General features: G+C 72.7%; 14 protein-coding genes and 1 pseudogene. 11 read left to right on the plus strand and 4 right to left on the minus strand.

The window, feature by feature from the left end:
* Positions 1-117 precede the first annotated feature (117 nt).
* From ACIGXW_RS02565 to ACIGXW_RS02585, 5 genes are all read left to right on the plus strand, one after another.
* On the plus strand, positions 118-3,369 hold the full coding sequence (locus tag ACIGXW_RS02565) for a type 2 lanthipeptide synthetase LanM family protein (RefSeq protein WP_399569029.1): 3,252 nt from the start codon (positions 118-120) through the stop codon (positions 3,367-3,369).
* Positions 3,370-3,383: 14 nt separating this feature from the next.
* Positions 3,384-4,367 (plus strand): Nif11-like leader peptide family natural product precursor, encoded by a 984-nt coding sequence (locus ACIGXW_RS02570; protein ID WP_399569031.1) that lies wholly within the window; start codon positions 3,384-3,386, stop codon positions 4,365-4,367.
* A gap of 46 nt (positions 4,368-4,413) precedes the next feature.
* Positions 4,414-5,472, plus strand: coding sequence for an ATP-binding cassette domain-containing protein (locus ACIGXW_RS02575; protein WP_399569034.1), 1,059 nt, complete (start codon positions 4,414-4,416; stop codon positions 5,470-5,472).
* Complete coding sequence (locus tag ACIGXW_RS02580) at positions 5,469-6,341, plus strand: ABC transporter permease (RefSeq protein WP_399569036.1); 873 nt, start codon at positions 5,469-5,471, stop codon at positions 6,339-6,341. Before ACIGXW_RS02575 ends, ACIGXW_RS02580 begins: the two co-directional genes overlap by 4 nt.
* Before the next feature lie 99 nt (positions 6,342-6,440).
* On the plus strand, positions 6,441-7,463 hold the full coding sequence (locus ACIGXW_RS02585; RefSeq protein ID WP_399569038.1) for a CinY protein: 1,023 nt from the start codon (positions 6,441-6,443) through the stop codon (positions 7,461-7,463).
* An 86-nt stretch (positions 7,464-7,549) separates the two neighbouring features.
* Here ACIGXW_RS02585 and ACIGXW_RS02590 read toward each other — a convergent pair whose 3' ends face one another.
* The gene (locus ACIGXW_RS02590) at positions 7,550-8,176 is read right to left on the minus strand and encodes a YigZ family protein (protein ID WP_399569040.1); all 627 of its coding nucleotides are present in this window, start codon (positions 8,174-8,176) and stop codon (positions 7,550-7,552) included.
* 75 nt (positions 8,177-8,251) lie between these two features.
* On the opposite strand from ACIGXW_RS02590, the gene ACIGXW_RS02595 reads away from it, so the two are divergent.
* A complete protein-coding gene (locus tag ACIGXW_RS02595) occupies positions 8,252-8,659 on the plus strand; it encodes a CoA-binding protein (protein WP_071964590.1) in 408 nt (135 codons plus the stop codon).
* Between the two features lie 45 nt (positions 8,660-8,704).
* On the opposite strand, the gene ACIGXW_RS02600 is transcribed toward ACIGXW_RS02595, so the two are convergent.
* On the minus strand, positions 8,705-9,355 hold the full coding sequence (locus tag ACIGXW_RS02600; protein ID WP_071964589.1) for a response regulator transcription factor: 651 nt from the start codon (positions 9,353-9,355) through the stop codon (positions 8,705-8,707).
* Positions 9,352-10,491: a histidine kinase gene (locus tag ACIGXW_RS02605; protein ID WP_177338173.1), complete on the minus strand. Its 1,140-nt coding sequence runs from the start codon at positions 10,489-10,491 to the stop codon at positions 9,352-9,354. Before ACIGXW_RS02605 ends, ACIGXW_RS02600 begins: the two co-directional genes overlap by 4 nt.
* Positions 10,492-10,622: 131 nt before the next feature.
* Here ACIGXW_RS02605 and ACIGXW_RS02610 point away from each other — a divergent pair, with 131 nt between their 5' ends.
* Positions 10,623-11,330 carry a methyltransferase domain-containing protein gene (locus ACIGXW_RS02610; protein WP_071964624.1) on the plus strand — a complete coding sequence of 236 codons (708 nt, stop codon included), beginning with the start codon at positions 10,623-10,625 and terminating at the stop codon, positions 11,328-11,330.
* Between the two features lie 122 nt (positions 11,331-11,452).
* Positions 11,453-11,752 (plus strand): annotated as a pseudogene (locus tag ACIGXW_RS02615) (DedA family protein); the annotation flags it as partial.
* A 198-nt stretch (positions 11,753-11,950) separates the two neighbouring features.
* On the opposite strand, the gene ACIGXW_RS02620 reads toward ACIGXW_RS02615, so the two are convergent.
* Positions 11,951-12,736, minus strand: coding sequence for an AfsR/SARP family transcriptional regulator (locus ACIGXW_RS02620; RefSeq protein ID WP_143170307.1), 786 nt, complete (start codon positions 12,734-12,736; stop codon positions 11,951-11,953).
* A gap of 217 nt (positions 12,737-12,953) precedes the next feature.
* Here ACIGXW_RS02620 and ACIGXW_RS02625 point away from each other — a divergent pair, with 217 nt between their 5' ends.
* The 3 genes from ACIGXW_RS02625 (at position 12,954) to ACIGXW_RS02635 (ending at position 15,231) form a co-directional block, all read left to right on the plus strand.
* On the plus strand, positions 12,954-13,439 hold the full coding sequence (locus ACIGXW_RS02625; RefSeq protein ID WP_399569042.1) for a hypothetical protein: 486 nt from the start codon (positions 12,954-12,956) through the stop codon (positions 13,437-13,439).
* A 102-nt stretch (positions 13,440-13,541) separates the two neighbouring features.
* The gene (locus ACIGXW_RS02630) at positions 13,542-14,063 is read left to right on the plus strand and encodes a hypothetical protein (RefSeq protein ID WP_071964585.1); all 522 of its coding nucleotides are present in this window, start codon (positions 13,542-13,544) and stop codon (positions 14,061-14,063) included.
* On the plus strand, positions 14,053-15,231 hold the full coding sequence (locus tag ACIGXW_RS02635) for an MAB_1171c family putative transporter (protein ID WP_399569045.1): 1,179 nt from the start codon (positions 14,053-14,055) through the stop codon (positions 15,229-15,231). The genes ACIGXW_RS02630 and ACIGXW_RS02635 overlap by 11 nt, the downstream gene beginning before the upstream one ends.
* Positions 15,232-15,277: the final 46 nt, after the last annotated feature.

A 15,277-nucleotide genomic window follows, 5' to 3' on the forward strand; every position in this document is an offset into this window, starting at 1 on the left:
GCCCGCCCGGTGCGATGACGCGGTGGGTCGGCACTCGCCGGCCCACCGCGTTGCGCCGCGCGGCGGACCCCCGGCCACGAGCGCTCCCTCGACTTCGACCGCAGGAGAGTTTCGCACATGGGTAACGCTTATCCGCTGGACATCGCGGCGCGGGCGGCCAATCTGACCGAGCGATTGCGGGTCGTCGCCGCGGCGGGCGGCGCCGCGGAGACCGGTCAGGGCACGGCGGTCGAGCTCGACGCGTTCGACCGCTGGAAGATCGACACACTGGCCGGGAAGCTGGCCGACAAGTTCCACCAGGAGTCCCTCCACCGCTCCAGGCCGCCCCAGCACACCAAGGAAGAGCTCGTCGGCGTGCTGTCCGCGTACCGCCGGATCGAACTGGGCCTGGACGGGGCGGACGAGGAGACGCGCGAGCTCCTGAGCGGGCTGCACGGCGCCTGGCTGCCCACCTACCGCACCGCCCTGGACGCCTTCGACCGCGAGCGGTCGGACGGGGCGGCCGCCGGGAAGCCCTCCTGGCGCGCGTTCGACGTGTATTACGGGCGGCTGGCCAAGGCCTGCGAGCCGTTCCTGCGCGAATTGGGGCGCGCCCTGACCGCCGTACGGACGACGGCGGACGACGAAGGCACCCTGCTGAGCCCCGAGCTGGTCGAGGACATGCAGCGCCACCTGCTCGACCGCTTCGAGTTGAGCATGGCCTGGGCCGTGGAAGCCGCCGCCAACGTGCACTGCGCGCAGACCGGAATCGACAAGTCCACCGCAGGCCGCGAGGACTATCTCGCCTATCTCGACGCCACGTTCGCCGACGGCGCGGCCTATCACCGCTTCTATCTGAATTTCCCCGTGCTCGGCCGCTGGCTCGCGCACACCACCGCCCTGCTCACCTCCTTCGGCCGGGACGTCCTCGAAAGCCTGGCGGCCGACGCGGAGGCCATCGGAAACGAATTCTTCGGGCAGCGGATCACCGAATTCCGCTCCCTTCGGCTGGGCGACTCCGACCCGCACGCGGGGGCGCGTACCGTCGCCCGCGTCGAAGCCGTGCTCGCCGACGGGAGCACGGCCGAATTCTTCTACAAGCCGCGCAGCGTCCGCTCCGAGGCGGCGCTCCAGGACCTGCTCGCACGACTGGCGGACGACGGGGTCGTCGACTTCGCGACCCGGCCCGTCCTGCCCAGGGACGGCTACGGCTACGAAGCCCTGATACCCGCCGGGCGCAACCGCGTGGAAACGCCGCAGGAAGTCGAGCGGATCTACGAGGAGCTCGGCGGCTATCTGGCGGTCTTCTACGTGCTGGGCGGCAGCGACCTGCACTTCGAGAACATCCTCGTCGCCGACGGGCACGCCTTCGTCTGCGACGCGGAGACGGTCCTCGGCGTCCACCCGCAGGGCCGCTCGCAATCCGAAGGCACCCTCCTCGACTCCGTGTTCAAGACCGGGCTTCTCGAGTGGCCGCGCTCCGCCCGGCCGGGCGAGGAGGCCGCCGCCGAGATGCGGATCAGCGGCTACGCGGGCGGCGAGGGATACGAGGTCCCCATGCCGGTGGCGCGCAGGAACGGTGAGGGGCTCAGCTTCGAGGCGTCCGTGGTGCACCGCACCGGCGTCCACGTGGAGACCAGCGCCTCCAACCGCGTCTTCCTCGGCGAGGAGCTCGTCCGCCCCGAGGACCACGCCGAGTCGATCATGGAGGGCTTCAACCGGGTCTACGCCTGGTTCGCCAAGGACCCCGAGGCCGCCGTCGACTTCGTGATGGAGACGTTCAGCTGGGTCACTGCCCGCTTCATCAACTGGGGCACCCAGATCTACGCCCAGCTGCTGAGCGCCGCCCGCCACCCGAGGTGCCTGACCGAGCCCCTCGAGGTGGACCTGCTCGCCAACACCGTGCGCACCTTCCCCCGCACCTGGGACGCCGAGGGCATCCTCGCCGCACGCGAAGTGAACGCCATGTGGCAGCTGGACGTGCCGCTGTTCACCGCGGGCGCCCATGCCAGGCAGCTGGTGCACGCGCACGGCGAGCCGCTGCCCTCGCGCCTGGACCTCTCGCCCATCGACCACGCCGCCGCCCGCATCAGGCGGCTGTCGGAGGAGAACCGCGAGCAGCAGAGCCAGTACATCGCCGCCAGTCTCTCCACGGACGAGATCAGCAGCCCCTCCTTCGTCGCCACCTCCCTGGACTACGCGGTCAAGATCGGCAACCGGCTGTGCGGCGAGCTCAGGGCGCCCGAGGACCCCGCACCCTGGACCTCGTACCAGCTGGCGGGCGGCCGGCTCGAGCAGGTGGACATCGAGGCCGACCTCTACCAGGGCTCCGCGGGCGTCGTGCTCTTCCTCGCCTACCTCGATCAGCTCGTGCCCCGGCCGGAGTACCGGCAGGCCGCCCGGCAGGGCCTCGACCACGTCCTCGCCCAATGGGACCGCGACCGGCTGGGCGCGTTCGCGGGGCTCGGCGGCGTCATCTACCTCCTCACCCACCTGCACCGGCTGTGGGGCGACAAGGAGCTGCTCGAGAAGGCCGTCCGGCTGAGCGACGAGATCCCCGGACGCATCGAGGAGGACCGGCACTTCGACATCCTGCACGGAGCGGCGGGCCTCATCCCCGTCCTGATCGGCCTCGCCGAGGAGAGCGGCGGGCACGGCCTCGACCACGCCCACCGGTGCGCCGGCCACCTGCTGCGGCACGCCGAGGACGACGGCGAGACCCTCAGCTGGCCGCCGTCCGCGCCCGACGAGACCTACGGCAACCTCACCGGCTTCTCCCACGGCTCCGGCGGCATCGGCTGGGCCCTGATCCAGCTCGGCCACCACACCGGCCGGAGCGACTACATCGAGGCCGGGCGCAAGGCCTTCGCCTACGAGGACCGGTACGTCGACGAGGCGGAGAAGGACTGGTACGACCTGCGGATCAACAACGGCTCCGCGGTCAAGGGCGCCCGGCACTTCTCCAACGCCTGGTGCAACGGGGCGGCCGGCATCGGGCTCGCCCGGATCACCAGCTGGGACGCGCTCGGCCGCACCGACGAACAACTGCTGCGCGAGGCCCAGCAGGCGCTGTCGGCGACCATGCGCAACTTCCCCCGGCTGAAGAACCACACCCTGTGCCACGGCACATCCGGCAACGCCGAGCTCTTCCTGCGCTTCGCCCGGCTCAACGACGAACCGGCCTTCCAGCTGGAGGCCAACGTCCAGGTCCAGGCGCTGTGGCGGAGCTTCGACGAGGCGGGCGACAGCACGGCGGACAACAGTGCCGACTTCTTCCCGGGACTGATGATCGGCATCTCCGGATTCGGCATGCACTTCCTGCGGCTGGCGGCCCCGGACCGCGTCCCGTCCGTGCTGCTCCTCGACCCGCCGTCGCACCACGAACAGTAAGGAGTCGCTCCACCATGGCCCTGAAGACCTGCGAGGAATTCCTGCGCGACGCCCTCGACCCCGACCGCTTCGGCCGGGAGATGAAGGCGGTCACGGAGATACCGGAGATCGTCAAGCTCGGCCACCGCCACGGATACGGCTTCACCGCCGAGGAGTTCCTGACGAAGGCCATGTCCTTCGGCGCCCCGCCGGCCGGTGCCGCGGCGCCAGGGGAGAGCGCGAGCGCGCCGGGGCAGAACGGCTCCTCGCCCGGCCACGCCGCCCGGGCCGCCATGGCCGGCCCGGAGGCCGGCGCCACCAGCTTCGCCCACTACGAGTACCGCCTGGACGAGCTCCCCGAGTTCGCACCCGTCGTCGCGGAGCTCCCCAGGCTGAAGGTCATGCCGCCCTCCGTCGGACCGGACCGCTTCGCCGCCCGCTACCGCGACGAGGACATGCGGACGATCTCGATGTCCCCCGCCGACCCCGCCTACCAGGCCTGGCACCAGGAGCTCGCCGGGCGGGGCTGGCGGGACGCCGAGGACACAGCCGCCGCACCGGACGCACCCCGGCGGGACTTCCACCTCCTCAACCTCGACGAACACGTCGACTACCCCGGCTACGAGGAGTACTTCGCGGCGAAGACCAGGGTCGTGGCGGCCCTGGAAAACCTCTTCGGCGGCGACGTGCGCTGCTCGGGCTCCATGTGGTACCCGCCGTCCAGCTACCGGCTGTGGCACACCAACGCCGACCAGCCGGGATGGCGCATGTACCTCGTGGACGTCGACCGGCCCTTCGCCGACCCCGACCGGACCTCGTTCTTCCGCTACCTCCACCCGCGCACCCGGGAGATCGTCACGCTGCGCGAGAGCCCGCGCATCGTGCGGTTCTTCAAGGTCGAGCAGGACCCGGAGAAGCTGTTCTGGCACTGCATCGCCAACCCCACGGACCGGCACCGCTGGAGCTTCGGCTATGTCGTGCCGGAGAACTGGATGGACGCCCTCCGCCACCACGGCTGACCCCGCACCCGTCGCCGCGCGCACCGCGGGGCACCAAGGAGGAGCGATGTTCGGAGCAGGACCGCGGACCGCGCGCAAGCCGGCGGCGGACGACGGGCCCGCGCGCGAGCCCGACGGGCCGGCGCCGGCCGACGGGACCGCGGCCGGGCCCCGGTCCGCGCGGCCCGGCCCGCCGGCCATCCTGGCCAGAGGGCTGGGCAAGACGTACGCGGGCGTGGAAGCGGTGCGCGGCATCGACCTGACCGTCGCCCAGGGTGAGACCTTCGGCTTCCTCGGCCCCAACGGGGCGGGCAAGACCACGACGATCTCCATGCTGACCACCCTGGCCACGCCCACCTCGGGCCGGATCGAGATCGCCGGCCACGACACCCGCACCGCCTCCCAGCAGGTGCGCCGCAACCTCGGGCTGGTCTTCCAGGAGACCACGCTCGACCCGGAGCTGACGGCCGTGGAGAACCTGCGCTTCCACGCCGACCTCTACGCCCTGCCGCGCGCCGGGCTGAGCGAGCGCATCACCGCCATGCTCGAACTCGTCGGGCTCGCGGCCCGCGGCGGCAGCCTCGTGCGCACCTTCTCCGGCGGCATGCAGCGCCGGCTGGAGATCGCACGCGGGCTGCTGCACCGGCCGCGGCTGCTCTTCCTCGACGAGCCGACCATCGGCCTCGACCCGCAGACCCGGGCCCAGGTGTGGACGCACCTGGCCGAGATCCGCGAACGCGAGGCCACGACCATCTTCCTGACCACGCACTACCTCGACGAGGCCGAGCAGTGCGACCGCATCGCCATCATCGACGACGGCCGGATCGTCGCCCAGGGCAGCCCGGCCGAGCTGAAGTCGGTCATCGGGGCCGACCGCGTGGACCTGCGCACGGGTGACGACGTCGCGGCGGCCGCGCTGCTGCGGACACGCTTCGGCCTCGACCCGGTCCAGGGCCCGGCCGGCCTCAGCGTCAAGGTCGCGGAGGGCGCCAGGCTCGTCCCGGCGCTGTGCGCCGCCCTCGACGTGGCCGTCTACGAGGTGACCGTCACCCGCCCCAGCCTCGACGACGTCTTCCTCCACCACACGGGGCGCGGAATCCGCGACGACTCAGGAGCCGGCGCATGACGCACGCCACGGCCGCACCGCCGGCCGCCGCCCCCCGCGAAACCGGCCGCATCGCCGCCGAATGGCGCGCCGGCACCATGGTGTGGCGACGCGAAATGATCCACTTCCTGCGCTCGCGCGCCGGGATCGCCGTGTCCCTGCTGCAGCCGCTGCTGTTCCTGTACGTGCTGGGCATCGGCCTGTCCCGGATGTTCAGCGGCGCCGGCTCCTCCGACGACTACATGATCTTCCTCTTCCCCGGCGTGCTGGTGATGGCGGCTCAGGCCCCGGCCATCTCGGTGGGCGCGTCCATCGTCTGGGACCGGCAGAGCGGGTTCCTGCGCGAGATGCTGGTGGCGCCCGTCCACCGCAGCACCCTGCTGATCGGCAAGTGCCTCGGCGGCGCCACCGTCGCGGCGTGCCAGGGCGCGGTCGTCCTGGCCAGCGCCGGGCTCGTGGGTGTGCCGTACCGGATCGACCTCTTCGCCGCCCTGCTGGCCGAACTGCTCCTCGCCTCCCTCGCGATGACGGTCATGGGCGCGGTGATCGCGGTCAGGATCCAGCGGATCCAGACGTTCCATACCGCGCTGACGGTCCTGACGGCCCCCATGGTCTTCCTGTCGGGGCTGATGTTCCCCGTCAGCGCCATGCCGGCCTGGATGGCCTCGCTCACCCTCGTCAATCCCCTGACGTACGCCGTCGACGCCATGCGGCAGACGATCACCGCGTTCCACCCCGCCCCGGCGGCCGGGGCGTCGGGGGCACCGTTCTTCGACCCGGTCTCCTGGGGAGGCTGGGACGTCCCGCCGGGGCTGTCGGTGGCCCTGGTGGCCGCGTTCTCCGCGGCGGCCCTGGCGGTGGCCGCCCGCCGCTTCGCACGGACCGACTGAAGTCCCACGAAGCGACTGAAAACGCCGTCGTCCCGGGCGACCCAACCGTGGATCATCGCTCACGACCGTAGCGCCGAACCGATCAGAGGAGACCGCACCATGCGCACCACCAGACGCCTTTCGCTGCGCCGCCGTACCGCTCTGCTCATGGGCACCGCTTCGCTCGCGGCCCCGATGCTGCTCACGGTCCAGGCCGGCGAGGCGCAGGCGTTCGGCACGATCAACTCGCTCGGGCAGCGTGCCGAGCACGAGCGCATCACCCGGGCGGCGCTCGCCTGCGCGCCCGGCCAGGCATCCGACGGGACGTGTTTCGAGCCGCGCTCGATCGACCAAGTGGCGGGCCACACCGGCACGTTCGGTGCCGTGGGCTCGCCCGACTCGGACGAGATCTTCACCCCCGAGGCGCACTGCGACGACGCCGACTTCCTCACGGCCTCCGGCTACCCCCGCACCCGGCAGCAGGCCAGCGACCAGCTCATCGCCTGCATATCCAAGCTGCAGGGACGTTTCGGCCAGGGGGTCTCCGCGGGTTCCGCCACCCTGAACGGCGACGGCACCGTCTCACCGGGCAACAGCGACCTGTCCACGGACTGCACCTTCACGGGCGGCGTCCCCGGGCGCGGCAAGTGCAACGCCATCGAGGGCTTCGGCCGCGCGCTGCACGGCGTGCAGGACTTCTACTCGCACAGCAACTGGGCCGACAAGGCGGACCCCAACCAGGCCGTCGGCGTCGCCAACCCGCCCGGCCTGAACATGAGCGGCCCGTCCCCGCTGCTCGCCCTCAAGAGCGGCCGGCCGCCGGCCGCCTCCTCGGTGCCGGCGCAGCTCTCCACCGGCTGCTTCTCGCTCAACCCCTGGGGCTGCTCGAACCGGGTCACCCACACCACCCTCAACAAGGACACCGGCCTGATCGATCCGGCCACCGGCGCCACCAGTGACCCGACCACCAACCGCGGCCGGATCACCGGCAACTTCGACCGCGCCGTCAAGGGCGCGATCGCCGACACCCGTCGTCAGTGGGCCGACTTCCGCGCCGCGCTGACCGAGCGCTACGGCCAGGAGAAGGGTGCGCGCATCGGCTGCGTCCTGACGCACGACAACCCCGTGCGCGACTGCCGCTGACCCCTGGCTCCACCCCGATCCGCCTGCCGGCCCGGCCGCCCCGGGCCGGCAGGTGCGTGTGGGGCGCCGTAGCCGTACCGCCGCGCTCAGGCGTCGCCGTACGCCTCGCCGCCGAGCTCCAGCACCGCCGAGCCGGCCGTGGTGTCCGCCAGCCAGGCCCTGAACCCCTCCACGTCCGCCTCGGGCAGCCCGATCCCGATCCGCACGCCCGCCCCGTAGGACACCTCGCGCACGTCCCGCCCGGTGGCCCGCAGTTCGTTCTCCAGCTTGCCGGCCCGCTGGTGGTCGACCGTGACCGTCGCCAGCCGGAAGCGCCGCCGGGTCACGGTGCCCAGGCTGTCGAGCGCCTCGCCGACCACCCCGCCGTAGGCCCGGATCAGGCCGCCGGCGCCGAGCTTGACGCCGCCGAAGTAGCGGGTGACCACGGCGACGACGTAGCGCATGTCGCGCCGCACGAGCATCTGCAGCATGGGCACGCCCGCCGTGCCCCCGGGCTCGCCGTCGTCGCTCGCCTTCTGCACCGAGCCGTCGGCGCCGATGACGTACGCCCAGCAGTGGTGCCGGGCGGTGGGGTGCTCCTTGCGGATACGCGCGACGAACGCCTGCGCCTCCTCCTCGGTGGCGGCGGGCGCGAGCGCGCAGATGAAGCGCGACCTGCTGATCTCGATCTCGTGCTCGCCCTCGAGCGCGACCGTCCGGTACTCGTCCTGCATCCCGTAAGCCTAATCCCGCCGCGGACTTCCCCCCGCGCCCGGGAATGCTCCGGTGATCTCGCTCGTTGAGCCGGCATGTACGCAGAACCGGGGATCATCCGGAAGATCATCGAGGGGACCGGCGACACCTGGGCGGTTGTCGGTCTGTCGGCCAACGAGCAGCGCGCGGCCTACCGCGTCGCGGAGGTGCTCCAGCGCCACGGCAAGCGCGTCGTGCCCGTCCATCCCAGGGCGGAGACGGTCCACGGCGAGCGGGGATACGCCTCCCTCGCCGACATCCCCTTCCCCGTCGACGTGGTCGACGTCTTCGTCAGGTCCGAGCTCGCGGGCGCCGTCGCCGACGAGGCCGTCGCCGTCGGCGCGAAGGCGCTCTGGTTCCAGCTCGGCGTCATCGACGAGGAGGCCTACGACCGCGCACGGGCCGCGGGCCTGCTGATGATCATGGATCGCTGCCCGGCGATCGAGATTCCCCGGCTGCGCTGACCGCCGCGGGCGGGAGCGCGCACCGCACGCCCCGCCCGCCTCGGCTCACACCACCAGCCCCGCGTCCCGGGCGCACAGGGCCGCCTGCACCCTGTTGCCGACCTCCAGGGCGGCCAGGATGCGGCTGACGTGGGCCTTGACCGTGCTCTCCCGCATGCCCAGGCCCTCGGCTATCTCGGCGTTGGAGGCGCCACCCGCCAGGAGCCCGAGGACATCGGCCTCACGCGGGGTCAGCCGGCCCACGCGCAGCTGGGCGGCCTGGGAGTCGCGGGAGGCCGTGCGGTGGTAGCGGTCCACCAGGCGGCGGGCGGCGGCCGGGTGGAGCATGGCCTGGCCCGCGGCGACGACCTGTATCGCGCGGATGATCTCGGCCGGGTCGGTGTCCTTGAGCAGGAACCCCGAGGCGCCGGCGGCCAGCGCGTCGTACACGTACTGGTCCAGGTCGAAGGTCGTCAGCATGACGACCTCCGGCGGGCAGGGCAGGGCGCGCAGCCGCTCAGTGGCCGCTATGCCGTCCATGCGCGGCATGCGGACGTCCATCAGGGCCACGTCCACGCGCAGGGAACCGGCCCGTTCGACGGCCTCCAGGCCGTCGCCCGCCTGGGCCACCACCTCTATGCCGGGGACGTCGTCGAGGATGTCGGCGAGGGCCAGCCGGACCAGGCTGTCGTCGTCGACGATCAATGTACGGATCATGCCGCTCCCGGCGCGAGGTGGTCTTCGAGGGGAATGTCCGCGGCGATGCTCCAGCCGCCGCCCCCGGCCGGACCGTAGTCCAGCCGGCCGCCCAGGGCGGTGACCCGTTCGGCCAGCCCGACCAGGCCGTAGCCGCTGCTGACCGGCGCCCCCTCGGGGGAGGGGTCGCCCGCCCGGTTGCGCACTTCGACGGTGGAGGCCGGCGGGCCGTAGCGCACCGTGACGTGGACCGGGGCGCCCGGGGCGTGCTTGCGGGCGTTGGTCAGCGCCTCCTGCACCAGGCGGTGGACGGCGAGCCGGTGGCTGGCCGGCAGCGGCGCGGCCGTGCCCTCCACGACCGCCTCGATCTCCTGGCCCGCCGCCCGCGCCTCGTCGAACAGCGCGGGCAGCTCCCGCAGCCCCGGGACGCGCTGGCCCTGCAGCTCGGGATGGTCGGGGTCGCGCAGGACGCCCAGCACGTCGCGCAGATCGCCCAGCGCCTCCGTGGACGTCGTGCGCAGCAGCGCCAGCCGGTCGGCAACGGGCTCGGGAAGGGAGGCGGCGCGTCGCTGCAGGGCGCCCGCGTGCAGGGCGAGCAGGCTCAGCCGGTGGGCGAGCACGTCGTGCATCTCGGCGGCGATGCGGGCGCGCTCGCTCAACCGGGCCTGCTTGGCGCGCAGTTCGCGCTCGATGCGCAGATGGTCGACCTGCGCGGTCAGGCTCGCGACCAGCCGCCTACGGCTGTCGACCCACAGCCCGAGCACCATCACGAGGGCGAACGGCAGGACCGGGCCGTAGGCCCGGGTGGTCCACAGCAACTGCTCCGGCTGGGCGAACCAGTTGCCCGCCAGCGCCACCGCCGCGCACGCGCAGCCCAGCGCGCGCCAGCCGCGCGAGGCGAGGTAGAAGAGCATCACCAGCAGCGGCAGCAGCGCCCCGACCGCGATCGCGGCGGCGACCGTCACCACCACCGTGACCACCGGGACGCGATAGCGCACGGCCAGCGACAGGCTGCCCACCGCGGCGACGGCCGTGTCCGGGCCGAACAGCGTGGCGCCCGCGCCCACATAGGCGTTCTGCACCGCGAGCACGCCCACGGCCGCGATCAGCAGCGCCTCCGCCCATCCCGGCCACCTTCGGTCGTCCGCACTCAGCACGGGTAAATCGTAGTCAGCCAACGTTTCCGGTCCCTCCGCCAGTCGGCCTACGCTACCCCCTACTTTCGTACTGATCGAGCGTCGCACAACGGCCGATGGTGCGGCCCGCGCGGGCCCCTAGTTTCATGGTCATGGATCTGACGCAAGCCAACTCCACGCCCGCACAGCCGCGTTCGGCTGCCGGGCTGGCCTTTCTCCGTGAGGCGACCCGCACCTTCCGTACCACCGGCGCCATCGCGCCCAGCAGCAGGCAGCTCGCGGAGCGGCTGGCCGCCCCGCTGGCCCCCGCGAGCAGACTGCGCCGCCCCACCGCGGTGCTGGAGGTCGGGGCCGGCACGGGACCGGTGACGCGCGTGCTGGCCGGGGCCGTCGGGCCCGCCGACCGGCTCGACGTCGTCGAGATCAACCCCCGCTTCGTCGAGATTCTCAACGGCGCGCTGCGCACCGATCCCGCCATGTCGGCCGCTTCCGACCGCATCCGGATCATCCCCGAGTCCATCACCGAGATGCGCATCGACCACAGCTACGACGTCATCGTCTCCTGCCTGCCCTTCACCAACTTCGAACCGGACACCGTCAAGGCGATCCTGGACCGTTACCTGTCCGTGCTCGTACCCGGCGGTCACTTGACGTTCTTCGGCTACCTCGGCACCCACGCCACCCGCTCCCTGCTGAGCAGCCGCAAGGAGTCCGCCCGCCACCGCGAAGTCAACGACCTGCTGCACGAGTTCACGCGCCGGTACGCCAGCCGGCACAGCGTCGTGTGGCGCAATATCCCGCCCGCCCGGGTGTGGCACGTGCGCGCCCCCGAGCACGCCACCCGGGCGGACGCGGCCTGATGCCGACCGCGGACGAGCTGCTGCAAGGGGTGCCGCCGACGGCCGCGTACGCGGTCGTGTTCGGCTTGGTGCTCCTGGAATCGGTGCTGCTGCTCGGTTCGTTCGTGCCGACGCTCAGCCTGATGCTGTGCGCCGGGGTCCTCGCCCAGGACGGGACGCTGCGGCTGCCGCTGGTGGTGCTGTGTGCCACGGCCGGGGTGGTGACCGGTGATCTGCTCGCGCAGCGCACCGGGCGCCGCCTCGGCCCCGGGCTGCGGCGCAGCCGGCTGGGGCGGCGGCTGCCCGACGCGGCCTGGGAGCGGGCCTGGTCGGTGCTCCAGCGCCGCGGTGGCCCCGCGCTGCTGGTGTGCCGCTTCGTGCCGGTCGTACGGACCTTCGCGCCGCACCTGGCGGGTGCGGCCGGCATGCCGTACCGGCGCCTGGCCCCGTACAGCCTGCTGGCGGGCCTGGTCTGGGCGGGCGCGGAGGCCGGGGCGGGGTACGCGCTGGGCGCGTCCTACGAGCGGCTGACCGCGGTGAGCGGTGGCCTGCCGGTGCTGTGCGCGGCCGGCGCGGGCCTGCTGGCCGTGCTCGTGGGGCTGCTCGTGCACCGCCGCCGCTCGCGCGGGGCGGTACGGGCCTCAGGCCGAGCGCGCCAGCGACAGGCTGACGTCGGTGCGCAGGATCGCGACGTGCAGGTGGCGCAGTTCGCGCCCGGGGTCCACGCCGAGCTCGTCCCGGAAGAAGCCGCTCACCTCGGCGTACGCGGCCAGGGCCTCGCCCCTGCGGCCGCAGCGGTAGAGGGCGAGCATCAGCCGCTGCCACAGGCTCTCGCGCAGCGGGTACTTGGCGGTGAGCGTCCGCAGGTCGCCGACGATCTCGTCGTGGCGCCCCAGGGCGAGGCACACGTCGTGGTACCGCTCCATGGCCCGGATCCACTCCTCCATCAGTCCCGGCACCACGTCCCGGTGGAGCGCGTCCGAGCGCACCCCGCCCAGCGGCTGGCCGCGCCACAGGGCCAGCGCCTCGGTGAGGGCGGTGTACTCCTCGGCGCGGTCGCCGAGTTCGGCGGCGAGCCGGGCGCGGGTGGCGGATTCGCGGAAAAGAGTGAGATCGAGACAGCCGGCGGGGACCTCGATCAGGTACCCGCTGGGCGAGGTGCGCAGCAGTCCGGACAGGCCCGCGCCGCCTGCGTCCAGGCTCTGTCGTAACCGGGTGAGGAGGGTGTGGAGGGCGGGGCGCGGGCTGTGCGGCAGCTCGTCGCCCCACACCAGGTCGACGAGCTTCTCGACCGGGACGATCCCGCCCGGGTGCACGAGCAGGGCCGCGAGGAGGGATCGTTGCCTGCCACTGGGTAGCGAAACGTTTTTTCGGCCCACCGTGACGCTCAGCGGTCCGAGAACTCGGAAGGATGTTTCCCGGCTCATGAACTCTCCCCTTCGCTCATCGAGCCGCACCGTGAAGGCGGCTGGGGACTGCCGTGCCCGCTGTCAACTCAAGCGGATGTCTCGGTCGGCCAGCGTACGTTGCGTACAGAGTTGCTTGTCAACTATGGCGTATGAATGCCAGGCTTGTCTGGCGTTATCCATACGCTCAAGCGGACAGAAAACGTCGACCGGGCAACTCCTACGAGAGGGACGGGGCATGAGCGGCAGTCAGCAGGCACCCGACCACAACGACCGGCCACTCCTGCGCACGTTCGACCAGCGGCTCAGCGAACTGATCGCCGCCACCGCCACCCCCGACGGGTGCAGACGCCCCGGATACGCGCGCCTGGCCAAGGAGATCCGCGACACCACCGGCAGGACCATCTCCGGCACCTACCTGTGGGAACTGGCCACCGGCAAGAAGCGCAACGTCACCCTCGAACAGCTCGACGTCCTCGCCGAGTTCTTCGGCGTGCCGCCGGAGTACTTCCTCGACGACGAGGCGGTCCGGGGCATCGACAACCGGCGCAGACTCGCCGTCGCCCTGCGCGACGCCAAGGTCCGCAACCTCGCCCTGCGCGCGGACGGACTCTCGCCCGCCTGCCTGGACGCTCTGATCGCCATGGTGGACGAGGCGCGCAAGACCCAGAACCTGTCGTCCATCGACGATGACGACGACGCCACCCGTACTTCTTCAGGGTAGTCAACGACCCGACGCCGGTCCCGTGGGCCTGGAGGACCGATGCCACGCCGTACGTACGTCGCCTACCGCCGCTGCCTGAGAAAGGGTCAACGGGAACCCGAGATGCCGTACACGAGCGACGCCGCCCTCCGCCGACGCTGTCGGGCTCTACTGGCCCGCATCAGCCTGCCCCAGCCCTTCTCCGTCGAGGCCCTGTGCACGCACCTCGGCGAGCAGCGCGGCAGGCCGATCCATCTGCACCCGCTGCCGGAGCAGGCCGCCATGGCGGGAGCCTGCGGCCTGTGGCTGGCCACCGCCACCGACGACCACATCTTCCACGAGTGCCACACCGTCCGCCCGCACCAGGAGCACATCGTCCTGCACGAGATCGGGCACATGCTCTTCGACCACCACTCCCTCGCCCCGGCCGGCGGCCACACCGGAGCCCTCCTGGCCGACCTCGACCCCCGGCTCATCCGCCGCCTCCTCGCGCGCACCAACTACTCCACGCGCCAGGAGCAGGAGGCGGAGATGCTCGCCAGCCTCATGCGCACCAGCGAACGCGCCTGCGCCGAGGAACGGCCACCGGGCGCGCTGGGCAGGCTGCAGGCGGCGCTGGGCGTGGTCGGCTCCCATGACCGCTGACGCCCCCTTCCACGCCCTGGAGGGCGCCGGCGCGATCTGCCTGTGGATCGCGGTGATCGTGCGATGTCCCTCCGCCGCGCGCCACCCTCCGCAGCGAGGGCTGTGGCTGGCGGTGGCCACGGCGGCCCTGGCGATGAGTCTGCCCCTGCTCTCCGGTCTCCCCGGCACCGACCCGCCGGCCCCCGCCCTGCTGCTCGCCCGCAGCCTGACCGGCGTCGTGTCCGCCGGCGCCGTCCTCTGCTTCGTCGTCACGATCATGGGCGGGCGACGCATCCGCGCCTGGGCCTGCGGCGCCGTCGCCGCGGTGGCCGTGACCCTGGCCGTCCTCGGCGCCACGACCGGCGCCCACCGCTCCTACGGCACCCTCGCCGCGATGCCGCCCGCCGCCACCGCCTACTGGCTGCTCCTGACCTGCACCCACCTGGCCGTCAACGCGGCCTGCGTCGCCGTGTGCTGGCGGTACGCGAGGGGCCGGCGCAGCGGCTCCGCGCTCGCCCTCGGCCTGCGGCTCTTCGGCATCGGCACGGCCCTCGCCGGCCTGTACTGGCTCCGCCTCTTCGCCGGCCTGTTCACCGCCTCCGACGCGCTCCTGCGCTACCAGCCCCTCCTGATGGCCCTGCACGGCATCCTCCGGGCCGCGGCCGTGCTCGTCCCGACGGCCCTCGCCCTGCGGCAGACCGCCTCCGACATCAGGACCGTCTGGCGGCTGTGGCCGCTGTGGCGCGAGCTGGTGGACGCCGTCCCGCACGTCGCCCTGGCCCGCACCCGGCCCCGGCTCACCGAGATCCTCTGGCCCCGGGACTCCTGGAAGCTGCTGGCCTACCGCAAGGTCGTCGAGACCCGCGACGCCATCCTCGTCCTGCGCGACTACACCGACCCCTCCGTCACCCGCGCCGCCGTCGCCGCCGCACCCCCGCGGGGCGCCGCCCCGGCCGAGGCCACCGTGCTCGCCTGCGTCCTGCGCGAGGCCCGCCGCGCCAAACTCGCCGGCCTTCCGCGGACCGGCGCCCGCCCGCCCGAACCCCTCGGCCTCGGCCTCGGCCACGGCAGCCTGGACGACGAGCGGATCTTCCTCCTGCGCCTCGCCGAGGCCTACGCCTCACCCCCCGCCCTCACCTTCGCCCCACCGCGCGCCCTGCCCCGGGACGACCACAGGAAATGCGCCTGACCACAGCGACCGGCCGGGCCGGCGACGGGACATCCGGCGAACCGTG

This window comes from Streptomyces sp. NPDC053079 (assembly GCF_044546695.1).
Lineage (GTDB): Bacteria > Actinomycetota > Actinomycetes > Streptomycetales > Streptomycetaceae > Streptomyces.